This window comes from Leptotrichia sp. oral taxon 218 (genome assembly GCF_018128225.1).
Taxonomy (GTDB): Bacteria; Fusobacteriota; Fusobacteriia; order Fusobacteriales; family Leptotrichiaceae; genus Leptotrichia.
This window is the reverse complement of the sequence record NZ_CP072377.1, coordinates 1083153-1107980: the sequence shown is the minus strand read 5'-3', so window position 1 is coordinate 1107980 and position 24828 is coordinate 1083153. Positions and strand designations below refer to the sequence as shown.

16 protein-coding genes and 4 pseudogenes are annotated in these 24828 nt (G+C 31.7%); all 20 read left to right on the top strand.

The annotated features are described in order from the left end of the window. Nucleotides 1-7 precede the first annotated feature (7 nt). The 20 genes and pseudogenes from J5A73_RS05135 to J5A73_RS05045 all read left to right on the top strand — a co-directional run bounded on the left by J5A73_RS05135 (nt 8) and on the right by J5A73_RS05045 (nt 24793). On the top strand, nt 8-217 hold the full coding sequence (locus J5A73_RS05135) for a hypothetical protein (RefSeq protein ID WP_211613602.1): 210 nt from the start codon (nt 8-10) through the stop codon (nt 215-217). A 25-nt stretch (nt 218-242) separates the two neighbouring features. Further along, a complete protein-coding gene (locus J5A73_RS05130; RefSeq protein WP_211613600.1) occupies nt 243-680 on the top strand; it encodes a lipopolysaccharide assembly protein LapB in 438 nt (145 codons plus the stop codon). Between the two features lie 61 nt (nt 681-741). Further along, nucleotides 742-1062 carry a hypothetical protein gene (locus J5A73_RS05125; protein ID WP_249069147.1) on the top strand — a complete coding sequence of 107 codons (321 nt, stop codon included), beginning with the start codon at nt 742-744 and terminating at the stop codon, nt 1060-1062. A gap of 561 nt (nt 1063-1623) precedes the next feature. After that, nucleotides 1624-2727 (top strand): IS200/IS605 family element RNA-guided endonuclease TnpB, encoded by a 1104-nt coding sequence (gene tnpB / locus J5A73_RS05120; protein ID WP_211613598.1) that lies wholly within the window; start codon nt 1624-1626, stop codon nt 2725-2727. Nucleotides 2728-2848: 121 nt separating this feature from the next. Next, nucleotides 2849-3613 (top strand): DNA-processing protein DprA, encoded by a 765-nt coding sequence (locus J5A73_RS05115; protein ID WP_211617326.1) that lies wholly within the window; start codon nt 2849-2851, stop codon nt 3611-3613. Between the two features lie 17 nt (nt 3614-3630). Beyond that, nucleotides 3631-4281: pseudogene (locus J5A73_RS05110) on the top strand (toprim domain-containing protein); the annotation flags it as partial. A gap of 564 nt (nt 4282-4845) precedes the next feature. Next, nucleotides 4846-5949, top strand: a pseudogene (gene tnpB, locus J5A73_RS05105) (IS200/IS605 family element RNA-guided endonuclease TnpB). 118 nt (nt 5950-6067) lie between these two features. Then, nucleotides 6068-7846, top strand: a complete 1779-nt coding sequence (locus J5A73_RS05100; RefSeq protein WP_371813425.1) for a DNA topoisomerase — start codon at nt 6068-6070, stop codon at nt 7844-7846. A gap of 85 nt (nt 7847-7931) precedes the next feature. Beyond that, nucleotides 7932-8909 carry a tyrosine-type recombinase/integrase gene (locus J5A73_RS05095; protein ID WP_249069144.1) on the top strand — a complete coding sequence of 326 codons (978 nt, stop codon included), beginning with the start codon at nt 7932-7934 and terminating at the stop codon, nt 8907-8909. A 59-nt stretch (nt 8910-8968) separates the two neighbouring features. Continuing rightward, entirely contained in the window at nt 8969-9328 is a 360-nt protein-coding gene (locus tag J5A73_RS05090) for a DUF4870 domain-containing protein (protein WP_211613596.1), read from the top strand. Between the two features lie 417 nt (nt 9329-9745). Continuing rightward, nucleotides 9746-9862, top strand: a complete 117-nt coding sequence (locus J5A73_RS05085; RefSeq protein WP_211617465.1) for a MarR family transcriptional regulator — start codon at nt 9746-9748, stop codon at nt 9860-9862. A gap of 404 nt (nt 9863-10266) precedes the next feature. After that, complete coding sequence (locus J5A73_RS05080) at nt 10267-11514, top strand: RNA-guided endonuclease TnpB family protein (protein ID WP_211613594.1); 1248 nt, start codon at nt 10267-10269, stop codon at nt 11512-11514. 100 nt (nt 11515-11614) lie between these two features. Beyond that, nucleotides 11615-18271 carry an autotransporter-associated N-terminal domain-containing protein gene (locus J5A73_RS05075; protein ID WP_211613592.1) on the top strand — a complete coding sequence of 2219 codons (6657 nt, stop codon included), beginning with the start codon at nt 11615-11617 and terminating at the stop codon, nt 18269-18271. A 195-nt stretch (nt 18272-18466) separates the two neighbouring features. Beyond that, nucleotides 18467-18817 (top strand): annotated as a pseudogene (locus J5A73_RS05070) (sugar phosphate nucleotidyltransferase); the annotation flags it as partial. 559 nt (nt 18818-19376) lie between these two features. Further along, on the top strand, nt 19377-20480 hold the full coding sequence (gene tnpB, locus J5A73_RS05065) for an IS200/IS605 family element RNA-guided endonuclease TnpB (protein ID WP_211613590.1): 1104 nt from the start codon (nt 19377-19379) through the stop codon (nt 20478-20480). Between the two features lie 134 nt (nt 20481-20614). Next, nucleotides 20615-21127: pseudogene (locus tag J5A73_RS10665) on the top strand (sugar phosphate nucleotidyltransferase); the annotation flags it as partial. Continuing rightward, nucleotides 21113-21349: a hypothetical protein gene (locus J5A73_RS10660; protein ID WP_256438659.1), complete on the top strand. Its 237-nt coding sequence runs from the start codon at nt 21113-21115 to the stop codon at nt 21347-21349. The pseudogene J5A73_RS10665 and the gene J5A73_RS10660, both read left to right, overlap by 15 nt. A gap of 15 nt (nt 21350-21364) precedes the next feature. Continuing rightward, nucleotides 21365-22369, top strand: a complete 1005-nt coding sequence (locus J5A73_RS05055; RefSeq protein ID WP_211617197.1) for an SIS domain-containing protein — start codon at nt 21365-21367, stop codon at nt 22367-22369. A 78-nt stretch (nt 22370-22447) separates the two neighbouring features. After that, on the top strand, nt 22448-23896 hold the full coding sequence (locus J5A73_RS05050) for a lipopolysaccharide biosynthesis protein (RefSeq protein ID WP_211617195.1): 1449 nt from the start codon (nt 22448-22450) through the stop codon (nt 23894-23896). A gap of 18 nt (nt 23897-23914) precedes the next feature. After that, on the top strand, nt 23915-24793 hold the full coding sequence (locus J5A73_RS05045) for a glycosyltransferase family A protein (RefSeq protein ID WP_211617193.1): 879 nt from the start codon (nt 23915-23917) through the stop codon (nt 24791-24793). Nucleotides 24794-24828 lie beyond the last annotated feature (35 nt).

Genomic DNA, 24828 nt, shown 5'->3' with positions numbered 1-24828 from the left:
TAAAAGAATGAAAAAAATAATATATGGATTAGTTGGAGTTTTGCTCTTTACAACAACAGCTGTCATAGCGGAAGTAGAAAATTCCCAGACATCGACTGCGATTGAAGAAAGTACATTAGAAGAGCCAGAACAACAAGTTGAGCCAGAACAGCATACTTCGATTTCTCCTTCAAAGCCAAAACCGAAAAAAAGGTCAGCACAAAAAAGAAACAGGTGATCAAGTTGGTGTTGATACAGGAACAATGCCAGTCACACAAAGTGAAGATATTTCATCTGAAGAAAAATACAGCTCATATGGAAATTATGAAAATGCTACGCTAAAAAAGGGAAAATCGGCAACATTTAGAATGGCGCAGCTGTACTTTAAAGATGGACTTTATGAAAAAGCTGTGAATCTGGCGTTAAAAGAAGGAGAACCTGATATTTCCTTGATGTACGTCGTTGCAATTGGTTCACGGCTTATGGGAAATTTTGACCGTTCTGTTGAATATTACGACAAAATACTTTCTCAAGGTGAGGCACAACCTGAGGCACTTTTAGGAATCGCCATAGCTTATAAAAGTAAAGGAGATTTTGCAAAGGCGTTGAAATATTTAAATGAATATGAAGACTTGAGTTCAAGTGAAGAGGCTCAAAAGGAGATAAAATATTTGAATGAAGTTCTGGCATTAAATAGTTAATAATTTATGGTTAAAATTAAATAGTTAAACTTGAAACATTCATAAAAAAGGGGGGATTTTTGTGGAATGGATTAGGCTTAAAGAAATTGGAATGAAAAATTCTCACATTAAAAAAATAATGGCAATTTTTCAAAACTACGAAGATTTATTTTTGGAAGAAAATTTTAAATTGTTTAGCGATGATTTGAAAGAAAAGCTGGAAGAGGCGCAAAAAATTAATTTGGAAGAAAGACTAGAGCTTTATAAGCGAAATAAAGTGAGAATAATTAGCGTAAATGATAAAGAGTATCCAAAAAAGCTAAAAGAAATAAAAGATTTTCCTGTATTTTTATATTTAAAAGGAAAAAAATTAAAAGAATATGAAAAAATAAAAATTGATTAAAAATGCGGTCGCACACTCGTGACGCAAGGAATGAGTTAGACCGAGAAGTATAGTCAGCATATATAGAAATATGTATGTAGGGGTAGCAACTTAAAAAAGCTATCCAATACTACTCGAATTGCTGGAAACCCCTAAAGCTAGTATAGCTACAACATAACATCTTAAAATAAGATGCAAGTGTGAACGTTGCGAAAGCAAAAAAAATATACTAGATGACATAAGGTTAAACCCTAAGTGTTAAGACAATGGGCAATCAGCAGCCAAGACCGAAAGGTAAGGTTCAACGACTATTCCTCCTGAGGGAAGTACACGGAAAGCTTCGTGGAAGTGGGTAGACCCAAACAGGTAAAGCTGTGGGATAAGATATAGTCTGTGCTTAATAGAAATATTAAGAAGTTCATAAGAGAACTGCATAGGTGGTAGCGTACTTATGTGAACGACAACCTCTAAAACGACTAAGTCGGTTTTTAGGTTCATATATTTAGAAAAATTTTACTTTTTCATTTACTTACAATATAAAAAATAGTATACTTATGTATAAGTAAATGGAGGTGAAATCAAATGGAAAAAGCATACAAGTTCAGATTTTATCCAACTAAAACTCAAATAGAAAAGTTAAATTGTACTTTTGGTTGTGTTAGATATGTCTATAATCATTTTTTAGGTTTAAAACAAAAGCTGTATAATACAGAGAAAAAGTCTATGTCATATAGTGAGTGTAGTAAAGAATTAACAGTTTTAAAGAAAGATAAAGAATGGTTAAAAGATGTAGACAAATTTTCTTTACAAAATTCTTTAAAAGATTTAGATAAAGCGTATAAAAATTTTTTTAGCGGAAATGGCTATCCAAAGTTTAAATCTAAGAAAGATAATAGAAAATCGTACAGAACTAGTTATACTAATAATAATATAGAGTTTTTAGATAAATGGATAAAAGTACCTAAGTTAGGAAAACTAAAAATAAGAGATAAGATGAAGCCGCAAGGAAGAATAATAAATGCAACAATAACACAAGCACCTAGCGGAAAATATTATGTATCTCTATGTTGTACAGATGTAGAAGTAAAAAAACTAGAGAGCACAAATAAAAATGTTGGAATAGATTTAGGTATAAAGGACTTTGCGATTACCAGTGATGAAACCTTAATAGAAAATCCAAAATATTTACAGAAATCTTTGAAAAAATTAGCTTTATGCCAAAGAAAACTGTCACGAAAACCAAAGGGCAGTTCAAATAGAAATAAGGCTAGAATAAAAGTAGCGAAATGTTATGAAAAAGTAACAAATCAAAGAAAAGACTTTTTGCAGAAATTATCGACAGAACTGATAAGAAAATATGACATTATCTGTATGGAAGACTTGCAAGTAAAAAATATGGTAAGAAATCATAAATTAGCAAGAAATATTGTAGACGTATCATGGAGTGAATTTAGTAGAATACTGAAATATAAAGCGAAGTGGTATGGAAGAACAGTAGTAAGAGTGGATAAATTTTTTGCAAGTAGTCAAATGTGTAACTGTTGCGGATATAAGAATGAAGAAGTAAAAGATTTAAGTGTAAGAGAATGGACTTGTCCAGTATGTGGAGCTGTACATAATAGAGATAAAAATGCAGCCAAAAACATACTAAAAGAAGGGCTAAGGATATTAAGAGAAAGTGCTTAAATATATAAATATATGAACCGTAGGAACTATGGGGATAGCTTGGTAAATTTAGTTGGCTAACAGAAGCAACTACTACCCAAGAACCTCGCGACTTCAGTCGTGAGAGGTTCAGAAAGATAAGATCTTTGTTGATAATAAAAGAAATATCGCTGTTGTTGGCACGAGAAAATTTACAAGTTTTGGGAAGAGTGCGTGTGAGAAAATAGTAAAGGAGCTCTCAAATTATGATGTCACGATAATAAGCGGACTTGCTGGGGGAATTGACTCAATAGCACAAAAAAAAGCGATTGAATGTGAGATGGAGGTCGTGTCTGTCGTGGGAAGCGGAATAGATGTCGTCTACCCTTACGAAAATCGGGATTTGTGGCAAAAAATTAGTGAAATTGGAACTATTGTGAGTGAATATCCACTTGGAACTCAGCCGACAAGATGGACTTTTCCCAGAAGAAATCGAATTATTGCGGGAATGTCAGATGGAATTTTGATTGCGGAAAGCTTTAAATCTGGAGGTTCGCTCATTACGGCAGAACTGGGATTTTCTATGGACAGGGAGATTTTTGCGGTACCTGGATGCATTAATTATCCATCGTTTGAGGGCTGCAATAATTTGATAAGGGATAACAAAGCTAAACTTGTGACTTGTGCTGAAGATATAGCAAAAGAGTTTTTGTGGGACATAAAAAAAGAGAAAAGCAAACTAAAAAAATTGAGTCCAGAAGAGAAAATTGTTTTTGAAGCGATAACGGAAGAGACAAGTTTTGAAGAAATAATTAATAAAACGAATGAAAAAGTGGATAAAGTAAAATTATTTTCAATAATAATGAGTTTAGAAATAAAAGGTTTGATTACTGAAACAAATGGCTCGAAATATATAAGAATTATTTAAAATGGGAGATAAGAAAGTTGGCAAAAAAGTTAGTAATTGTGGAGTCGCCATCAAAGGCGAAAACTATTGAAAAAATACTTGGAAGAGGCTATGAAGTCACAGCGTCTTATGGACATGTGATTGATTTGCCAAAAACAAAATTGGGAATTGACATAGAAAACAATTTTGAACCGCAATACAAGGTTATAAAAGGTAAAGGTGAAATTTTAAAAAAATTAAAGGAAAAGTCGAAAAAGGCAAGTGCCGTGTATCTTGCGTCCGATCAGGATAGAGAAGGTGAAGCAATAGCTTGGCATATCGCAAATTACATAAATCAGCCGGACAAAATTAAAAGAATAGAATTTAATGAAATTACAAAAAATGCCGTGACTAATGCAATAAAAAATCCAAGAGCAATAAACGAAAATCTTGTCCATTCACAACAGGCGAGAAGATTGCTAGATAGAATTGTCGGATATAAAATCAGTCCGCTTTTGTGGAAAATTATAAGCAGAAATGCGAGTGCTGGAAGAGTCCAGTCGGTTGCATTAAAATTAATTTGTGACTTGGAAGACGAAATAAAGGCGTTTATACCGCAAAAATACTGGGAAGTCAGTGCGCTTATTCAAAAAAGCATAAATCTTAATTTGATAAAGATTGCAGGTGAAAAAGTTGACAAAATTTTTGATTAAAAATGCGGTCGCACACTCGTGACGCAAGGAATGAGTTAGACCGAGAAGTATAGTCAGCATATATAGAAATATGTATGTAGGGGTAGCAACTTAAAAAAGCTATCCAATACTACTCGAATTGCTGGAAACCCCTAAAGCTAGTATAGCTACAACATAACATCTTAAAATAAGATGCAAGTGTGAACGTTGCGAAAGCAAAAAAAATATACTAGATGACATAAGGTTAAACCCTAAGTGTTAAGACAATGGGCAATCAGCAGCCAAGACCGAAAGGTAAGGTTCAACGACTATTCCTCCTGAGGGAAGTACACGGAAAGCTTCGTGGAAGTGGGTAGACCCAAACAGGTAGAGCTGTGGGATAAGATATAGTCTGTGCTTAATAGAAATATTAAGAAGTTCATAAGAGAACTGCATAGGTGGTAGCGTACTTATGTGAACGACAACCTCTAAAACGACTAAGTCAGTTTTTAGGTTCATATATTTAGAAAAATTTTACTTTTTCATTTACTTACAGTATAAAAAATAGTATACTTATATATAAGTAAATGGAGGTGAAATCAAATGGAAAAAGCATACAAGTTCAGATTTTATCCAACTAAAACTCAAATAGAAAAGTTAAATTGTACTTTTGGCTGTGTAAGATATGTTTATAACCATTTTTTAGTTTTAAAACAGGAATTATATAACAAAGAGAAAAAATCTATGTCATATAATCAATGCTGTAAAGTATTGACTGTTTTAAAGCAAGAGAAAAAATGGCTAAAAGATGTAGATAAATTTTCTTTACAAAATTCTTTAAAAGATTTAGATAAAGCGTATAAAAATTTTTTTAGCGGAAATGGCTATCCAAAGTTTAAATCTAAGAAAGATAATAGAAAATCGTACAGAACTAGTTATACTAATAATAATATAGAGTTTTTAGATAAATGGATAAAAGTACCTAAATTAGGAAAACTAAAAATAAGAGATAAGATGAAGCCGTAAGGAAGAATAATAAATGCAACAATAACACAAGCACCTAGCGGAAAATATTATGTATCTCTATGTTGTACAGATGTAGAAGTAGAAAAGTTAGAGAGCACAAATAAAAATGTTGGAATAGATTTAGGTATAAAGAACTTTGCGATTACCAGTGATGAAACCTTAATAGAGAATTCAAAATATTTACAGAAATCTTTGAATAAACTAGCCATATTACAAAGAAAACTGTCACGAAAACCAAAGGGCAGTTCAAATAGAAATAAGGCTAGAATAAAAGTAGCGAAATGTTATGAAAAAGTAACAAATCAAAGAAAAGACTTTTTGCAGAAATTATCGACAGAACTGATAAGAAAATATGACATTATCTGTATGGAAGACTTGCAAGTAAAAAATATGGTAAGAAATCATAAATTAGCAAGAAATATTGTAGACGTATCATGGAGTGAATTTAGTAGAATACTGGAATATAAAGCGAAGTGGTATGGAAGAACAGTAGTAAGAGTGGATAAATTTTTTGCAAGTAGTCAAATGTGTAATTATTGTGGATATAAGAATGAAGAAGTAAAAGATTTAAGTGTAAGAGAATGGACTTGTACATTCTGTGGAGCTGTACATAATAGAGATAAAAATGCAGCCAAAAACATACTAAAAGAAGGGCTAAGGATATTAAGAGAAAGTGCTTAAATATATAAATATATGAACCGTAGGAACTATGGGGATAGCTTGGTAAATTTAGTTGGCTAACAGAAGCAACTACTACCCAAGAACCTCGTGACTTCAGTCGTGAGAGGTTCAGGAAAAAATAATAAAAAAATTGAAAAAAGATTTGAAAGATAAAGAGCTTACACTTGATAAAATCGAAGTTAAGAAAAAGTCTCAAAGACCGCCACTTGTCTTTAAAACAAGCACATTGCAACAACTGGCTTCATCATATTTGGGTTACGGCGCAACTAAAACTATGAGAATCGCACAGCAGCTTTATGAAGGACTATCAGTAGATGGTGAAAATAAAGGTCTTATCACATATATGAGAACAGATTCGACAAGAATTTCAAATGATGCGATAAATATGGCAAAAGATTACATAACTCAAAATTACGGCGAAAAATATGTCGGAAAATATGTGACACGAAATTCAAAATCAAATGTCCAAGATGCACACGAAGGAATTAGACCATCTTACATCGAACTTACACCAGATTCGATAAAAGACAATTTGACAAATGAGCAGTATAAATTATACAAATTAATTTGGGAAAGATTTTTGGTTTCTCAGTTTGCTGCGATGAAATATGAGCAGATGCAAATTAATGCGGTAAATGGCGATTACAGATTTCGTGGAACAATTAATAAAGTAATTTTTGACGGATATTACAAAATTTTTAAAGATGAAGATGAAATAAAGACTGGAGATTTTCCTGAATTGAAAGAAAATGATGTCTATCCAATTGAAAAATTGAATATTGACGAAGGAATTACAAAAGCACCGACAAGATTTTCTGAAGCGACTCTTGTGAAAAAACTTGAATCTGAAGGAATTGGAAGACCGTCGACTTACGCTACAATAGTTGAAACTCTAAAGGCAAGAGAATATGTTGAAGTCGTTGATAAGCGATTTTTTCCAACTTATTTAGGTTATGAAGTAAAAGATGAGTTGATTAAAAATTTTAAAAATATCATAAATGTGAAATTTACAGCAAATATGGAAAAAGATCTGGATAAGGTCGAAGAAGGTCTGGTTGAATGGGTTCAGCTTTTATCAGATTTTTATGATTCGCTTGAAAAAGATATTAAAAAATTTGAAACTGAAATTGAAAAGATAAAAAGTAAAAGAATTGTTTCGGATGTGATGGACAGCGAAGGGAAACCGATGGTTTTAAAAACTGGACTTTATGGGAAATATCTTGTGAGTGAGAGCAATGAAAAAGAAACAGTTTCATTAAAAAAAGTTATAATTCCACAAGAGCAGCTGGAAAATGGTCAAATTTTTGTAAAAGAGGAAGTTGAAAAGATTCAAAGTGCTAAAAAAGGGATTTTGACAGATTTTTTTACAAAGGATGGAAGCCGATATTTGCTTAAGGTCGGACGGTTTGGAGAATATTTGGAGAGCGAAAACTATGAAAAAGATGAAATTAGAATGTCATTGCCACCTGAATTGAAGCAAAAATTTAAAAAAGGTGCGATAGTTGAAGTCGACGATGTTCTGCAAATTAGCGAAGAAATGAACAGAATTTTGGAAGAAAATGAAAAAATTGTAAAAGAAGCTGGTGTTTGTCCAATTTGTGGAAAACCATTTGAAATAAAAAATGGACGGTTTGGGAAATTTTTGGCGTGTACAGGTTATCCAGATTGTAAGACGATTAAGAATATAAAAACTGGAAAAATAACAGTTGCTTCTGATACATCTGAAAAAAATGACGAATCAAAAACAAAAGCTAAAACAAAAACAAAATCAGCAACCAAAGCGAAAAAAACAACTAAAACTACAAAAAAAGCAGCCGCTAAAAAGACAAAAGCAAAAACAGCTTCAAAAACTTCTGCGAAAAAAAAGAAAAAATCAGATAAATCAGATAACGATTAAGAATTAAGAATTAAAAATTAAGAATAATATTTAATATTAATTTATTAAAAAATTCGTGAATTTTTTTGAAAGGGGGGAATTTAAAGTGGAAAATGAGAAAAGTGAAGTTCTTCTTTCATATGTCGATAAGTTTTTGTATTATGAAGAAGTGCTGATGGGTAAAAGTTATAATACGATTAGAAGCTATAAAAGAGATTTGCTTCAATTCATGGAATATCTTTTTGAATATGAAAAAATTTTCGACTTTGAGCAAATTGAAATGATGACTTTTAGGTCATTTATCATGTATCTAAATTCTCCTGAAAGAAAAAAAAACAAATCTGATGAAAAAGATGTTTTAGGCAGAAAAAAAGAAATCAAGCCAGTTTCCAAAAGAAGCATAAATCGTAAAATATCGGCACTTAGAACATTTTTTAAATATTTGCAGGAAATTGATGCTGTAAAGACAAATAAAGTTATTTACATAAATATGCCAAAGTTTGAAAAAGAGCTGCCAGATGTGATAAGTCGAAGTGAGTTGCACAAGCTAAGAGATGAGATTGACACGAGCAAAATTCTTGGAGTGAGGGACAGGCTAATAATTGAGCTTCTTTATTCCAGCGGACTTCGTTCAATAGAACTTATAAATTTAAGCGAATATATGGTCGACATTGACGAGCGGGAAATCCGTGTCATTGGAAAAGGCGGAAAAGAAAGATTCACCTTTTTTAGCGAAACTGCAAAAAAGTGGCTTATAAAATATATCACAGAAAAGCAAAATCAGTATAAAAATTACACGCCAGACGCAATAATTGTAAACAGTAAAGGCAGAAAATTGACGACTCGCTCACTCAGAAGAATAATTTCAACTCACGCAAAAAATGCTGGAATAGAAAAGGAAATAACGCCGCATGTATTTCGTCATTCATTTGCAACAGAGCTTTTAAATAAAGGTATAGACATAAAATATCTGCAAGAGCTTCTAGGACACAGTGCACTTTCAACAACGCAGATGTACACTCGCATAAACAAAAATTTACTGCGAGATATTTACATGAATACACATTCTTTGGCAAAGGAATAATTTAAATTGATTTTTTTGGTAATTTATGCTAAAATTTTACAAAATTAGGAGGTAAAAAAATGGGTTTAGATATTAAAAATCAGAGATCAATAGCTGGATTAAGAGCAAACGCTGTAGCATTTTTAGTGAATTTAAGCACTTTTGTTGGAGTTGGACTAATTTTTTCTTTAATCGTGTTAATCTTAGAGCCAGACAATGAATTTGTCAGAAAATATTCAAAACAGACGCTTTCACTAAATGTCATCACAATCGTGGCGTTGCCATTAAATATAATAATGAAAATAGGAACATTTCTATTTATTATAGTTATTGCAATTGTGTTAATATTACAAGCTATAGCAGCGGTATATGCAATTTTAGGAAAAGAGTTTGAAGTACCAAAAGTGGATGCGATAAGTAATTTGTTATTTGTGGATTAAAAATATTATTTAAAAAGGCACTAAAAAGTGTCTTTTTTTATCAAAATATTAATACAATAGATTGATTATTATATAATAATATAATAATATAATAAATAAAAAATATAAATATAAATAGAATATTATGGCAAATGCAAATTTAAGTATTAGAATTGATGTAAAAGTAAGAAAGAAAACATATTTAATCTTAGAACTATGTTTTTTTTTTTTTGATTTGAAAAATCTTAAAAAAAACTTGTATTTTTTAGAATTTTTGGTATAATAGTATTGAAGGAAAGTTTTGAAAGTTTTGAAAGTTTTATCACTCATCACTCAATTTAATGTTATTTTTACAAGGTTAATTTAATATTTTCTAGCTTTCTTAATTTTTTTTATTAAATAGTGCAAGAACACTCGTGACTTTAGTCGTGAGATGAATTGCACGAAAATTTTAGTAAGCATATGGGGAAACTTGTATGTAGACACGGAGCAAAATCGTGCAACAAAGAAACTGAATTGCTGGGAACTCTTAAAGCTAGTATAACCACAACATAATACTTAAGTGAGAATATAGTATAAGTGTGAAGGTAGCGAAAGCAGAAAAAATATACTAGATGGTGCAAGGTTAAATCCTAAACATTATGATAATAGACAATCAGCAGCTAAGCCTGAAAAGGAAAGTTCAACGACTATCCCTCGTGAGGGGAGTACAATACAAGCGATTGGTATTGGAAGTGGTTTCGCCTAAGGTGTTGAGATACACTATGGATAAGATATAGTCTGTGCTTGTTAGAGATAACAAGAAGTTCATAAGAGAACTGCATAAGTAGTAGCGTACTTATGTGAACGACGCTTCCCACTGTTGTGGGGTTTTAAAAACTTTAAAAATATTTAAAAATAAACAGATAAAATGTAGAATACATGGTATAATATCTCTGATGAAAAGGAGGTGATTATATATGTATTTAACATTAAAACAACAGGTAAAACATCTTAGTAAAAAAGAGTTTAGAAATTTAAAATATTTGTGCCATATAGCTAAGAATTTAAAGAATCAGGCTATATACAATGTTAGACAATACTATTTTAAAAATAAAAAGTATTTAAGTTATAATGAAAACTATAAAATACTTAAAAATAGTGAAAATTATAAGAAATTAAATTCTAATATGGCTCAACAAATTCTAAAAGAAGTAGACAGAAGTTTTAAATCATTTTTTGGACTTTTAAAACTTGCTAAGAATGGTCAATATAATTTTAAAGATATAAAATTACCTAAATATCTTGCTAAAGATGGATTTACAACTCTTGTTATAGGTTTTGTTAGATTAAAAGATGGTATGCTGATAGTTCCTTATTCAAATTCGTTTAAGAAAACTCATCAGGAAGTTAAAATTAAGTTACCGCCAGTATTAAAAGACAAGAAAATAAAAGAGATTAGAATAATACCAAAACAACATTCTAGGTACTTTGAAATTCAATACATTTACGAGGTAGAAGAAGTTCAAAGGGAATTAAATAAAGAAAATGCACTAGGAATTGATTTAGGTATAAATAATCTTTGTACTTGTGTTACAAATACAGGAGCTTCATTCATAATAGATGGTAGAAAATTAAAATCAATAAATCAATACTATAACAAGACAAATGCAAAATTGCAAAGCATTAAAGATAAGCAAAAGATTAAGCGGACAACATTAAGACAAAAGAGAATAGCTAGAAAGAGAAATAATCGTATAGAAGATTATCTTTCAAAAGCGGCAAGAATAATTGTAAATTATTGTCTTAATAGTGATATAGGAAGAATAGTTCTAGGATATGACGAGAATTTTCAAAGAAAATCAAATATAGGGAGTATAAATAATCAAAATTTTGTAAATATACCATATGGAAAATTAAGAGATAAACTAATATATCTATGTAAACTATATGGAATGGAATTTAAACTGCAAGAAGAAAGTTATACATCGAAAGCAAGTTTCTTTGATGGAGATGAAATTCCAATATATGATAAAGAAAATTCACAAAAATATATATTCAGTGGAAAAAGGATAAAAAGAGGACTATATCAAACAAGCACAGGTAAACTCATAAATGCAGATTGTAATGGAGCATTAAACATATTAAGGAAAAGTAAAGTTGTGGATTTAAGTATCCTATACAATAGAGGTGAGCTGAACACACCTAAAAGAATAAGGGTAGTGTAAAGCTATCAAACTTCTTAGAAAATTTTTGAATATTTTTAAAGATTTTAGAACCCTGCGACTTTAGTCGTGGGAGGTTCAGAAAAGGAAAAGAGGTAAAGAGATGACAAATAATTTAAAAGATTTGAAAAAAGAATTGAAGTCTTTTGCAAAAAGAGTAAAAGATTTTAAATACACAGATTCAGCGCTTATTACTTTCTTGTTGACAGGAATGATAGGTATTGGTGAAGTTTCGACTAATCTTTTTTCAAAAGAAAATGAAATCGAAGCACAGACAAAAGCTATAAATACATCAATATTTGATCTGAAAAAGGATTTTAAACGGGCAAGACAAGAAAATGACAAATTGCTTAGAAATACAAACTTAGAATTAATTCAATTAATGGAACAAGGAGATCATGTGACAAAATCACCTTGGAGTTCTTGGCAATATGGAGCAAATAGCTTTTATAACGATTGGCAAGGTCGTTATAAAGGGCGTGGAGATAAAGTTAAAGATGTGAAATATACTAGAAGTACAGGAATGGATAAATATCAGTACAAGAAGAGAGGGCAAGTGACTTATGGTGGTTCGACTGAGATATCTTTCCCAATTGAGCCTAATGCAGCAATACCGATTGCGGCGTCTTTGAAACCTATTTCGCCAACAACTAGAAATGTTAATTTGGCGTTGAAAGTGGATCTTAGTGGACTTCCGGCTTTTGAGCCTACTACTGTTATGCCACCAGTTACTCCTTTGATTAAGGCTCCTGAACCTCAATTGAGTATTAATGTAAGTGTTTCAGGTCCTTCAAGAGGTAGTTCTCAATATGACTTTGCTTTTAATGACGGTTATGCGTGGGGTAGTGGTATAGTAGAAAATGTAGCTTTAAATGGTGGAAAAGTTAAAATTAAAAGAACAGGAACAACTCAATATGACTACAGTGTTAGTAATGTAAAAGTTGAAAATATAAGGGGAGTAGCAGCAACCTCAACAGTACCTAGTTTTGCTTATGGAACGACAATTACTTCTTATACAAGTAATGCTAATCATTCAGATAATAATGCTTTTTTTCAAGTAAGAGGAGGAGAAAATGCTCCTTATGGTATAACAATAAATGGTTCAAATATAGAATATGAAGTTACTTCTGGTTATGCAGATTTAAATGAACTTGTTCACCAAGATGTTCATGGTGGTTCGTCAAGTGCTGATGTAATTGATGCAATAAATAAAGCAACTACAGCAGGAGTAACTAATCTTGATTCAAATGTTGTTAATGATATTGTTAATACAGTTGTTTATGAAGTTTCAAAATCTCAACCAGATCAATATAATGTATTTGCTAATGGAGGAACAATAGACATAACAGGACCAAAAGCTATGCTTGTAAACAGTTATAATCATGGTGGTGGAAACGGTGTTGTTATAAATGGCGGAACAGTAAATCTAAGTGGAACAGATGACAACCGTGCCGTATTTTTACTTACACCTCACGCAGATAATACAGATGAACCTATACAATATTATTACAATACAGGAGATATAAATGTTAATTCAAAAAACTCTTCTATATTTTCGTTTCTTCCTGAAACAAAAAGAAATGTAGCAATTATTAATAAAGGTCATATGAATTTAAATAATGAGGGAACTGCAGGAATAATAATTGATAAAAGTGTTGTTGGTCCTGGTAGATATCATTTGCATGGTCATTCGGATGGTAATACAGCTGTTAATTTACACCTTAATTTCAGTAAAGCAAAGAGTGATACAGTAGCTCAAGTTTTGCTTAGTAGTACTGGATATAAGTCTGATGATATGCCAAGTAGTACAAATGACAGTCTTTTTATAAATAAACTAGATGGTAATGGAATTGTTGATAAATTAACTGCTAAAAATAATTCCTTTCCTTTAGTTATTACTGGTAAAAAAAGTGTAGGACTATATACAAAATACGATACTAGTACTGGGACTAATAATGATACTAATGCAAAGACTTTTATAAATGGACAATTTGCAGTAGATATAAAAACTAATGCAAGTAAAGCTGAAGATGGTTCAGCGGGAATTTATTCAGCTTCTAATATTGACTTGCAAGGACATTATATAAAGGTGGAAGGTTCAAATAATGTCGGAGTATATCCTGTAAAAACTTCTGATGCTACTAACTCTCCTATTTATTTTTTAGGAAAAGGTTCAATTGAACTTACAGGTGGTAATAATAATACAGGAATTGTTATAAAACATACTAGTAATCCTGGTGTAAATCCAGCTTCTGGTCAAGTATATTCCGCAAGTGAAATGGTGTTAAATGGCGGAAAAGAAAACATGGCTATCTATGCTGAAGGACACGGTACTAATACTAATGATGTAGTTGTTAAAAGTATTGAAACAGGGACAGATACACAAGACAATATTTTTGTTTTTGCTGATAATGGTGCAAAAGTAAGAGTAGGTTTAAAAACAGGAGGAGCCACTCCTACAGTAGACGGCGGACTTAAAGTAAAAGCTAATTTAAGTACAAATCCTATTTACAATGCCACAACAGGAACTCTTAGTGCAAATGTAGGTGGAGTTTACGCTAAAGGTGCAAATACAGGAGTAGATGTAAGTTTAACTAAAGCAACGACTGACTATAATATTGATATAACAGGAGCAGCTGCTACAAATAATCCTAGTGTCTATGCAGGATTTGGAATATTTGCAAATAATTCAAGAGTAAATGCTGAATACAATAAAGTTAAAGCAACTGATACTGGAGTTGCTGTAGCAGCTACCGATGCAGCTGGTTATATTAAATTAGATCATGGTGAAGTAAATTATAAAGGTTCAGGATATGCTTTATATACTAAAGATGGCGGTAAAATTGATTTAAAAAATGGGAAATTGACATTAGATGGTAAAGCGACTGGATATATTAATCAATGGGGAGCAAATGCTGTTGATTTGACAGGTACTGATATAGATGTTAAATCAGATGATGTAATTTTAATGGATTTAAGAGGTATATCTTCACTAGACTCACTAAACTTAGATAATAAATTTAGAGGTGCTGGAGGATTCTTATCAGGAGCTAACATAACACCAGGAAGTAATGCTTATAAATATAAATATGCGGTAATTGATGGCATCACATTCAATGTTAATTCAGATCTTGATAAGGGAGATGCAACATCAACATCAGATGGTTACATATATGCAAGAAGATTACTTCTACAAAACTCTGAAATCAATGTAAACGCAGGAAAAAATGTAACTGCAAACTTAAGCAGCGCAGATCTTACATCAATAGGTGGTCCACAAATTCCAGTAGGACTTGCAATAGCAGCTTCATCTAAGTCAAAAACAAATAATAAGACAGCTATTAACAACGATGGAAATGTAACAGTAAACAGAACAGACAGTGGAAACGGTGGAGTAGGACTTTATGTAAACTATGGACATATTAATAATAATGCAAGTGGAAAAGTGGAAGTTGAAACTACGAAAAATAATCCACATGCAGTAGGAATTTATGGAACAAACAGTACTCCGATTGTAAATGCTGGAAAAGTGACAGTTGGTGGAGATAAATCATTTGGTATTTTAGGACTTTCTTACAGAATAGATAATTCTGGTACAAGAGTTGATCCAACTACAGAGGCATATTATGATCCTGCTTTAGCAGCTGCTCCAAATAGTAAATACGGTAAAGTAGATATAACAAATGCATCTGGCGGAGAAATCACAATGAATAAAGACACGGCAGTTGGAATTTACGCTTACAACAACAGCTTGGGTATTGGAAACAATAATGAAAGAGGAGCTGGAGATGTTAAGGCGACAAATGCGGCTGGTGGAACAATCACAATGAATGGTGGAAACAACTCGATTGCAATGGGAACTTCACGAGGAACATTGATAAATGCGGGAACAATTAATGTAAATGGAACAGTTTCAGCAGGTATGTATGCCACTGATAAATCTTCAATGGAAAATACAAGCACAGGTGTAATTAATGTTGCAGCAACAAAAGTTGGAAGTGAATCAATTGGTATGTTCACACAGGATGTAAACACACCAATAACAACATCGGGAACAATTAATGTTGGTAAAAATTCATATGGTATTTATGGAAGAAATGTAAATATGAATGGTGGAACAATTAGTGTTGATGATAATGGATTAGGTATTTATTCAACAGGACCAAATGTTGCATTAAATAGCGGAACAATCAATGTTGCCAATAATAATGCGGTAGGAGTATATGTTCAAGATGATAAAGCATCTCCAACACCAATAAATATTATAGGAAATGTAAATATGAATGTAGGAAGCAATCAGTCATTTGGATATAGCCTGATTACAACTAAACCTGTAAATTTAACAACAGGAGCAGGAACTACAGCAACAGTTGGAGATAAATCAGTATATATTTATTCAGCTTCACCAATTCAGGCAGGAAGTTTGATAACTAATAACAGTACTGTAACTACAACAGGAAATAATGGTTATGCAATTTACTCATTGCAGGATGCAGTAAATAACGGAACTCTTAATCTAGGTTCAGGAGTAGGAAATATAGGTCTTTACTCAACAGGTGGAACAATTACAAATACAGGAGCAATTAATGTAGGACCGTCAAATACAATGACAAAAGAATTTGGAATTGGAATGGCAACAGGATATTATAATGATACAACTACGCCACCAAGTATTTCAAATGAAGGAACAATAGTAAACAAAGGAGTAATCAATGTAACAACTCCGAACAGTATAGGAATGTATGCAGTAGGATCAGGTTCAAAAGCGATAAATGAAACAACAGGATTAATTAACTTAAGTGGACCAAATACAATAGGAATGTATATTGATCAAGGAGCGACAGGAATAAACTACGGAACAATAAAAACAGTTGCAACAGGTGCGAAGATGAAAGGTGTAGTATTAGCAAATGGAGGAATACTTAAGAACTACGGAAACATCGAGATAACAGGACCAGATACAATGGGAGTTTATTCAGATGGAACAGGTGTTGTAACTATGCCTTATGCTGAAGATACAGATTCTACAAGAGGAGTGACAGGACATAATAATTCAGATAAAGCAGTATATATAGCTTCAGCGACAGATGAAAAACCAGAAGGAAGCGTAATAATCAAAACTCCGCCAAAGGCAAATCCACAGTCAGTAATGGTAAGAAAACCAGATGGAACATTGGAATCAGTTGCAATAGAAAATGTTGATACGAATAAAGCGACACCAGATGCGACAGTTGTGGAAGTAAGAGCAGGAGACAGCACATTATTAAATGATCCATTTAAAACATTTGACTTAAATACTTTCTCACAAAAAGGACAAACTGGAGAAATCACAAGCCTTGCAATGTATATAGATACATCAGGAATTAACTTCACGCACCCAATTCAAGGGTTACATTACTTGTCAGGATTGACAGATATAAACTTGATTGTGGGAACAGAAGCAACTCAATATTCGAATGCTAAAGCAATTGAAATTGGGGACAACATATTAAAACCATATAACGATGCACTAACAGGAATAACTGGAACACTTAATGTAAATTCGTCAAGTTTGACTTGGCTTGCACAACCAGTAAGAAACGCAGCAGGAAATGCAATTGACAGGGTATACTTAGTAAAAGTTCCATATACAGATTTTGCGAGTGAAAAAGATCCAGATACGAAAAACTTCTTAGACGGATTGGAACAAAGATATGGAGTTGACGATTATGGTGACAGAGGAGAAAGAGAAAGAATAGTATTTAATAAATTAAACGATATAGGAAAAGGTGAAACTCACATCTTTGCACAAGCAGTAAATGAAATGAAAGGTTACCAATATTCAAATACTCAACAAAGAATAAATGAAACAGGAAGTTTACTTGACAAAGAGTTTACTTATCTTCATGATCAATGGAGAAATCCTTCAAAACAAAATAATAAAATAAAAGTATTTGGAATGAGAAATGAATACAACACAGATACAGCAGGAGTGATAGATAATGTAAGCAACTCTTATGGTGTGGCTTATGTTCATGAAGATGAAGCAGTAACAATGGGTAATAGTCAAGGATGGTATGCAGGAGCTGTAAACAATTACTACAAATTTAAAGATTTAGGCGGATCAAGAGAAAATCAGACAATGATAAAAGCAGGAATCTTTAAGACAATGTCACCAGCAGGAGATCATAACGGAAACTTGAGATGGACAATAGCAGGAGATGTGTTTGCAGGTAAAAATGAAATGAAGCGTAGATTCTGGGTAGTTGATGATACATTTAGTGCAAAATCTGACTATTATTCATATGGTGCCGCATTAAAAACTGATATCGGATATGATATAAGAACATCAGAAAGAACTCATATTAGACCATATGGAGCATTAAAAGTGGAATACGGAAGATTTACTGACATAAATGAAAAAGATGGGGAAATCAGATTGAAAGTTGACGGAAACGACTATGTTTCAGTAAAACCGGAAGCAGGAGTGGAATTTAAGTATGTACAGCCATTAGCAGTAAGAACAAACTTATCAGTAGGACTTACAGCGGCATATACAAATGAGCTAGGAAAAATAAACGAATTGAATAAAGCCAAAGTAAGATATACAACAGCTGACTGGTACAACTTGAAGAACGAAAAAGAAGATAGACGAGGAAGCGGTAAATTTGACCTTAATGTAGGAGTAGACAACACAAGATTTGGAGTAACTGCAAACTTAGGATACGATACAAAAGGGGAAAATATAAGAGGTGGACTTGGATTTAGATTGATTTACTAATACACTTTTTCGCTAAAAGTTTAGTTTAAAAAAATAACTCTTGTAGATTGAAAAATCTATATAGAGTTATTTTTTATTTTTTTTAAGTTAATTTATTTTTTAAAAACGATGGAATAACTCGGCAATTTATGGTATACTTAAAGTGCGATTTTAGCAAAAAAATTAGGAGAAAAATTGAAAATGGAAACAGAAAAAATTAATAGAGTTGCCTTGATTATGGCAGGGGGAAGCGGTACGAGATTTTGGCCGCTGTCGACTAGCGAAAAGCCGAAGCAATTTTTGGACTTGGTGTCGGAAAAGACGATGATCAAAGAGACGGTTGACAGAATTTTAAAGCTGATACCGAATGAAAATATATTTATTTCGACAAATATAAATTATTTGGAAATTGTAAAAAAAGAGTTACCACAAATACCTGTAAGAAATATTATTTTTGAGCCAATGGCACGGGATACTGCGGCTTGTATCGGTTATGCTGCGCAGATAATTGATAAAATTGCGGGAAATAGCATTATGGCAGTTCTGCCGTCTGATCATTTGATTAAAAATGCGGTCGCACACTCGTGACGCAAGGAATGAGTTAGACCGAGAAGTATAGTCAGCATATATAGAAATATGTATGTGGAGATAGCAACTTAAAAAAAGCTATCCAATACTACTCGAATTGCTGGGAACCCCTAAAGCTGGTATAACTACAACATAACATCTTAAAATAAGATGCAAGTGTGAACGTTGCGAAAGCAGAAAAAATATACTAGATGACATAAGGTTAAACCCTAAGTGTTGAGATAATGGGCAATCAGCAGCCAAGACCGAAAGGTAAGGTTCAACGACTATTCCTCCTGAGGGAAGTACACCAAAGCTGGTGGAAGTGGGTAGACCCAAACAGGTAGAGCTGTGGGATAAGATATAGTCTGTGCTTAATAGAAATATTAAGAAGTTCATAAGAGAACTGCATAGGTGGTAGCGAACTTATGTGAACGACAACCTCTAAAACGACTAAGTCAGTTTTTAGGTTCATATATTTAGAAAAATTTTACTTTTTCATTTACTTACAATATAAAAAATAGTATACTTATGTATAAGTAAATGGAGGTGAAATCAAATGGAAAAAGCATACAAGTTCAGATTTTATCCAACTAAAACTCAAATAGAAAAGTTAAATTGTACTTTTGGCTGTGTAAGATATGTTTATAACCATTTTTTAGTTTTAAAACAGGAATTATATAACAAAGAGAAAAAATCTATGTCATATAATCAATGCTGTAAAGTATTGACTGTTTTAAAGCAAGAGAAAAAATGGCTAAAAGATGTAGATAAATTTTCTTTACAAAATTCTTTAAAAGATTTAGATAAAGCGTATAAAAATTTTTTTAGCGGAAATGGCTATCCAAAGTTTAAATCTAAGAAAGATAATAGAAAATCGTACAGAATTAGTTATACTAATAATAATATAGAGTTTTTAGATAAATGGATAAAAGTACCTAAGTTAGGAAAACTAAAAATAAGAGATAAGATGAAGCCACAAGGAAGAATAATAAATGCAACAATAACACAAGCACCTAGCGGAAAATATTATGTATCTCTATGTTGTACAGATGTAGAAGTAAAAAAGTTAGAGAGCACAAATAAAAATGTTGGAATAGATTTAGGTATAAAGAACTTTGCGATTACCAGTGATGAAACCTTAATAGAGAATCCAAAATATTTACAGAAGTCTTTGAAAAAACTAGCTTTATGCCAAAGAAAACTGTCACGAAAACCAAAGGGCAGTTCAAATAGAAATAAGGCTAGAATAAAAGTAGCGAAATGTTATGAAAAAGTAACAAATCAAAGAAAAGACTTTTTGCAGAAATTATCGACAGAACTGATAAGAAAATATGACATTATCTGTATGGAAGACTTACAAGTAAAAAATATGGTAAGAAATCATAAATTAGCAAGAAATATTGTAGACGTATCATGGAGTGAATTTAGTAGAATACTGGAATATAAAGCGAAGTGGTATGGAAGAACAGTAGTAAGAGTGGATAAATTTTTTGCAAGTAGTCAAATGTGTAATTATTGTGGATATAAGAATGAAGAAGTAAAAGATTTAAGTGTAAGAGAATGGACTTGTCCAGTATGTGGAGCTGTACATAATAGAGATATAAATGCAGCCAAAAACATACTAAAAGAAGGGCTAAGGATATTAAGAGAAAGTGCTTAAATATATAAATATATGAACCGTAGGAACTATGGGGATAGCTTGGTAAATTTAGTTGGCTAACAGAAGCAACTACTACCCAAGAACCTCGCGACTTCAGTCGTGAGAGGTTCAGTGAAAAGGAGGATGAATTTTTAAAAAGCCTTGAATTTGCATTTGAGGCGGCAAAGGAAGACAGAATTATTACGCTTGGGATAAGACCTTCGTATCCTGAAACGGGATATGGGTATATTGAATATGTGAAAAAAAATAAAAGCTGTGAGAAAAAAGATGGACTTTGCATATACAAAGTTAAGAGATTTAGGGAAAAGCCGAATAAGGAACTTGCGGAAAAATATATTGAGCAGGGGAATTTTTTGTGGAATAGCGGAATGTTTGTCTGGAAGACGGAGTTTATTTTGAGCGAGATAAAAAAACATATGGATTCGCACAAGATTGTTTTGGAGAATATTGAAAAATTGCTCGAAAAAGTTGACTTGCAAGAATTCTATGGAGAAAAGCTGAGCAGTTTTGTCAAAGATGAATTTGAAAATTTTGAGAAAATTTCGATTGATTTTGGTGTTATGGAACATACAAAATTGGTGAGCGTGATTCCTGTAAATATTGGTTGGAACGATGTCGGCAGCTTTAAGTCGCTGGGTGATATTTTTCCAAAGGACGAGAGCGGAAATGTTGTAAAATCTGAGAAATTTGAAGAGATTGAGTCTGAAGGGAATATTGTCATTAATAAAGAAAATGATAAGATAATTGCGACAATTGGTCTGGAAGATATTGTCATTGTAAATACAAAAGATGCACTTTTAGTTTGCCATAAAGATAAAAGTCAAGAAATTAAAAAGATATTGGCTAAAATTGAAAAAAATAAAAGTTAAGGAAGTTTAAGAGAGATGGAAAATAATAATAAAAATAAAATTGATGTTATTAATGTTATTGATGAAGGAAAAAAAGTTTTTGAAATTGAAATAGACGAATTAAAAAAAGTTAGAAATAAAGTTGACGAAAATTTTGAAAAACTTGTGAATATGATTTTTAATTTGGGGAAAAATAAAGTTGTAATTACAGGGATTGGAAAATCTGGAATAATTGGAGAAAAAATAGCTGCAACTTTGGCTTCAACTGGAACAAGTGCTATTTTTGTAAATTCAGCAGAAGCACTTCACGGCGATTTAGGAATGATAAGCTGCGGCGATATTGTCATAGCGATTTCAAATAGTGGAAATTCAGATGAAGTTTTGAGCATTCTGGAGCCGATAAAAAAAATTGGAGCAAAAATTGTCAGCCTTACTGGAAATAAAAGTTCAGCACTTGCAAAACATTCTGAAGTTGTAGTAAATATCGGAGTTGACAAGGAAGCGTGTCCGATTGGTCAAGCGCCGACAAGTTCGACAACTGCAACACTTGTCATGGGAGATGCAATAGCAGCAAGTCTTATGAAACTTAGAAATTTCACAAAAAATGATTTTGCAAAATATCATCCAGGTGGAAGTCTTGGAAAAAGACTTTTGTTACATGTGTCAGATTTAATGCACATTGGCGATGAATTACCTGTAATCGGTGAAAATGAACCGATAGAAACTGTTATTATGACTTTGACTAAGAAAAAGATGGGAGCTGTCTGCATTTCGGAAAATGGGGAAATTAATGGCAAATTAGAAGGGATTATAACAGAAGGGGACATACGACGGGCATTGCAGCACAAAGAAAAATTTTTTGGCTACAAGGCAAAGGATATTATGACAAAATCACCGATTTTTATCAATAAAGAAGCGATGGCGCTAGAAGCGCTAAAACTCATGGAAAATAGAAAAAATGAAATTGGAGTGCTTCCAGTTACAGAAGATGGAAAAGTTATTGGAATTATTAGAGTACACGATTTGGTTGGATTAAAATAGGAAAGAAAAAATAGAAAAAATAAAAAAATAGAAAAGATAGAGAAAAATAGAAAAGATAGAGAAAGAGAAAGGAAATTGATGGATAATAAAAGTTTATTAAAGGGAACGCTTGTCTACACGCTCTCAAATGTTGTCACAAAAATGGGCTCACTCGTATTTTTGCCGATAATCACAAGACTTTTAACCGTTGAAGAATATGGAATTGTCGGAATGTTAGAGCCAATTGCTACGCTTTTTGCGGTGTTTTTGGGACTTGGAATTTATAATGCGCAAATGAAAAAATATGTGGATTTAAAAGATGATCCAAAAGAATTTGGAAGTTTTTTGTTTTCTTCGTTTTTTGTCATAATAGTTTTTAACTTATTAGTTTTTTTATTTTTAATAACTCCATTTTCAAAAAAATTATTTTCATATATAATTGATTTAAACAAAATTGATTACAATTCGCTGATTATTTTAACGATTGTAATAGGGTTTGTAAACGCTTTAAATACACTTGCAATGACGCTTTTTAGAATGAAAAAGATGTATAGAAAAGTGGCATTTGGAAGTTTAATCAAACTTTTTTCAAATTATTTCTTAGCGATATATTTTATAAAATATATGAAATTAGGGGCGCTTGGAAATCAAATTGCAAATTTTTCAGCTGTAGTTTTACTTTTAGTCTATTTTTTTAAAGATTATTTTGGAAAATTTAGTTTTAAATTCAAGAAAAAATATATGGATTATTCGATAAGAAATGGACTTCCATTAATTTTTATTGAATTGACAGACCAAATCGTAAATTTCAGTGACAGAATTGTTTTAGGAAAATTTATTCCAATTGCAATTGTCGGAGCTTACAGTCTTGCATTTACTGGTGGAAGGGCGCTTTCAGTAATAACAGGATCGTTTATAAACAGCTGGACTCCTGAGTTTTATGAAGCAATGAAAACTGATAGAAATAATCCCAAAATTACAAAAAGTCTTGAGACATTTTTGGGAATAATTTCGTTTGCATGTGTAATTGCGCAGCTTTTTGCGCCAGAAGCAATAAAACTTATTTTTCCAAAAAGTTATGCCGCTGCAATTGACTTTATTCCGTATGTTCTTGCGGGAATTGTGATACAGGCGCTTGTTTGTCTGGATTATTTTTTCCATTTTCATGAAGACAGCATGTATATTTTCTATTTTTCAGTTTTTGCGATGGCTTTTAATTTAATTGGAAATTTAATTTTGATTCCAAATTTTAAAAGTTATGGGGTATTTATTGCGCTTTGGACAACAATTTTGGCATTTTTATTGAGAGCAGTTGCCGAAATGGTTGTTATAAAAAGAAAATATCACATTTCTTTTAATTACAAAAAAATGTTTTTTTATTTGATAATTTTATTAAATCCAGCGATTTTTTATCTGTCAAATCACGAAGTCTCATGGATGAAATTTTCATTAAAAATAGTTTATTTGGGAATCATCGCAAAAATACTTATTAATAAAGAAATTGCTGAAAAAATAAAAAATATTTTTAAAAAATTTTTGAAAAGATGAAATAAATAGGAGAAAATTATGAAATTTACAATTTTTACACCGACTTACAACCGAAAAGAATTACTAAAAAAATTATATGTTTCATTGCAAAATCAGACTTTCAAAGATTTTGAATGGCTGATTGTCGACGATGGCTCAAATGATGGAACAAATGAACTTGTAAAAGATTTTTTAAAAGAAAAAAAACTCGATATAAAATATTTTTTTAAAGAAAATGGCGGAAAACAGAGGGCGTATAATTTTGCGCTGGAAAAAGCACAAGGAGAATTGTTTATCTGTCTTGATTCTGACGACAAATACCAAAATTATGGGCTTGAAATTATTTTAAAATATTTAAAAAAATATGAAAACAACAAAAATTTAGCTGGAATGGGCTATCTTTCAACTTATCCAGACGGAAAAATTATAGGAAGCGCTTTTCCAAAAGACGAATTAATCGCATCACAGTTTGAAGTTTATAACAAATACGGCGTAACAGGAGATAAAGGGCTTATATTTTTTACAAAAATTATAAAAAAATTTCCGTTTCCTGTATTTGACGGCGAAAAATTTGTAACTGAAGCTGTCGTTTATAACAGAATTTGCAGAAATTATAAAATGCTTTATGTCAATGAAAAAATTGAAGTCAAAGATTATCAAAAAGATGGATTAACGGCAAAATATAATAATTTGCTGCTAAAAAATCCAAAGGGACAAGCGCTTTATCATAACGAAATAAATTTTGAAAAATTATCTTTTAAGCAAAGGCTTTTAAATAACGCAGTTTATTATAAATTTTGCAGATTTTCAAATTATAGCTACTTAAAATCTTTTAAAGAGTGCAACAGCAAGTTATTTTTTGTTTTGGGAAGTTTTTTAGGATTTATTATGTGGCTGAAAGATAAAAAAAATTTTTAGAAAAGAAAAATTATTAAAATTTATAATAACAGCAA

Coding starts and splice junctions, on each gene's coding strand:
- J5A73_RS05130 (WP_211613600.1), top strand. CDS start 243: ATGCCAGTCACACAAAGTGAAGATATTTCATCTGAAGAAAAATACAGC.
- tnpB (WP_211613590.1), top strand. CDS start 19,377: ATGGAAAAAGCATACAAGTTCAGATTTTATCCAACTAAAACTCAAATA.
- J5A73_RS05135 (WP_211613602.1), top strand. CDS start 8: ATGAAAAAAATAATATATGGATTAGTTGGAGTTTTGCTCTTTACAACA.
- J5A73_RS05080 (WP_211613594.1), top strand. CDS start 10,267: ATGTATTTAACATTAAAACAACAGGTAAAACATCTTAGTAAAAAAGAG.
- J5A73_RS05075 (WP_211613592.1), top strand. CDS start 11,615: ATGACAAATAATTTAAAAGATTTGAAAAAAGAATTGAAGTCTTTTGCA.
- J5A73_RS05050 (WP_211617195.1), top strand. CDS start 22,448: ATGGATAATAAAAGTTTATTAAAGGGAACGCTTGTCTACACGCTCTCA.
- J5A73_RS05055 (WP_211617197.1), top strand. CDS start 21,365: ATGGAAAATAATAATAAAAATAAAATTGATGTTATTAATGTTATTGAT.
- J5A73_RS05090 (WP_211613596.1), top strand. CDS start 8,969: ATGGGTTTAGATATTAAAAATCAGAGATCAATAGCTGGATTAAGAGCA.
- J5A73_RS05045 (WP_211617193.1), top strand. CDS start 23,915: ATGAAATTTACAATTTTTACACCGACTTACAACCGAAAAGAATTACTA.
- tnpB (WP_211613598.1), top strand. CDS start 1,624: ATGGAAAAAGCATACAAGTTCAGATTTTATCCAACTAAAACTCAAATA.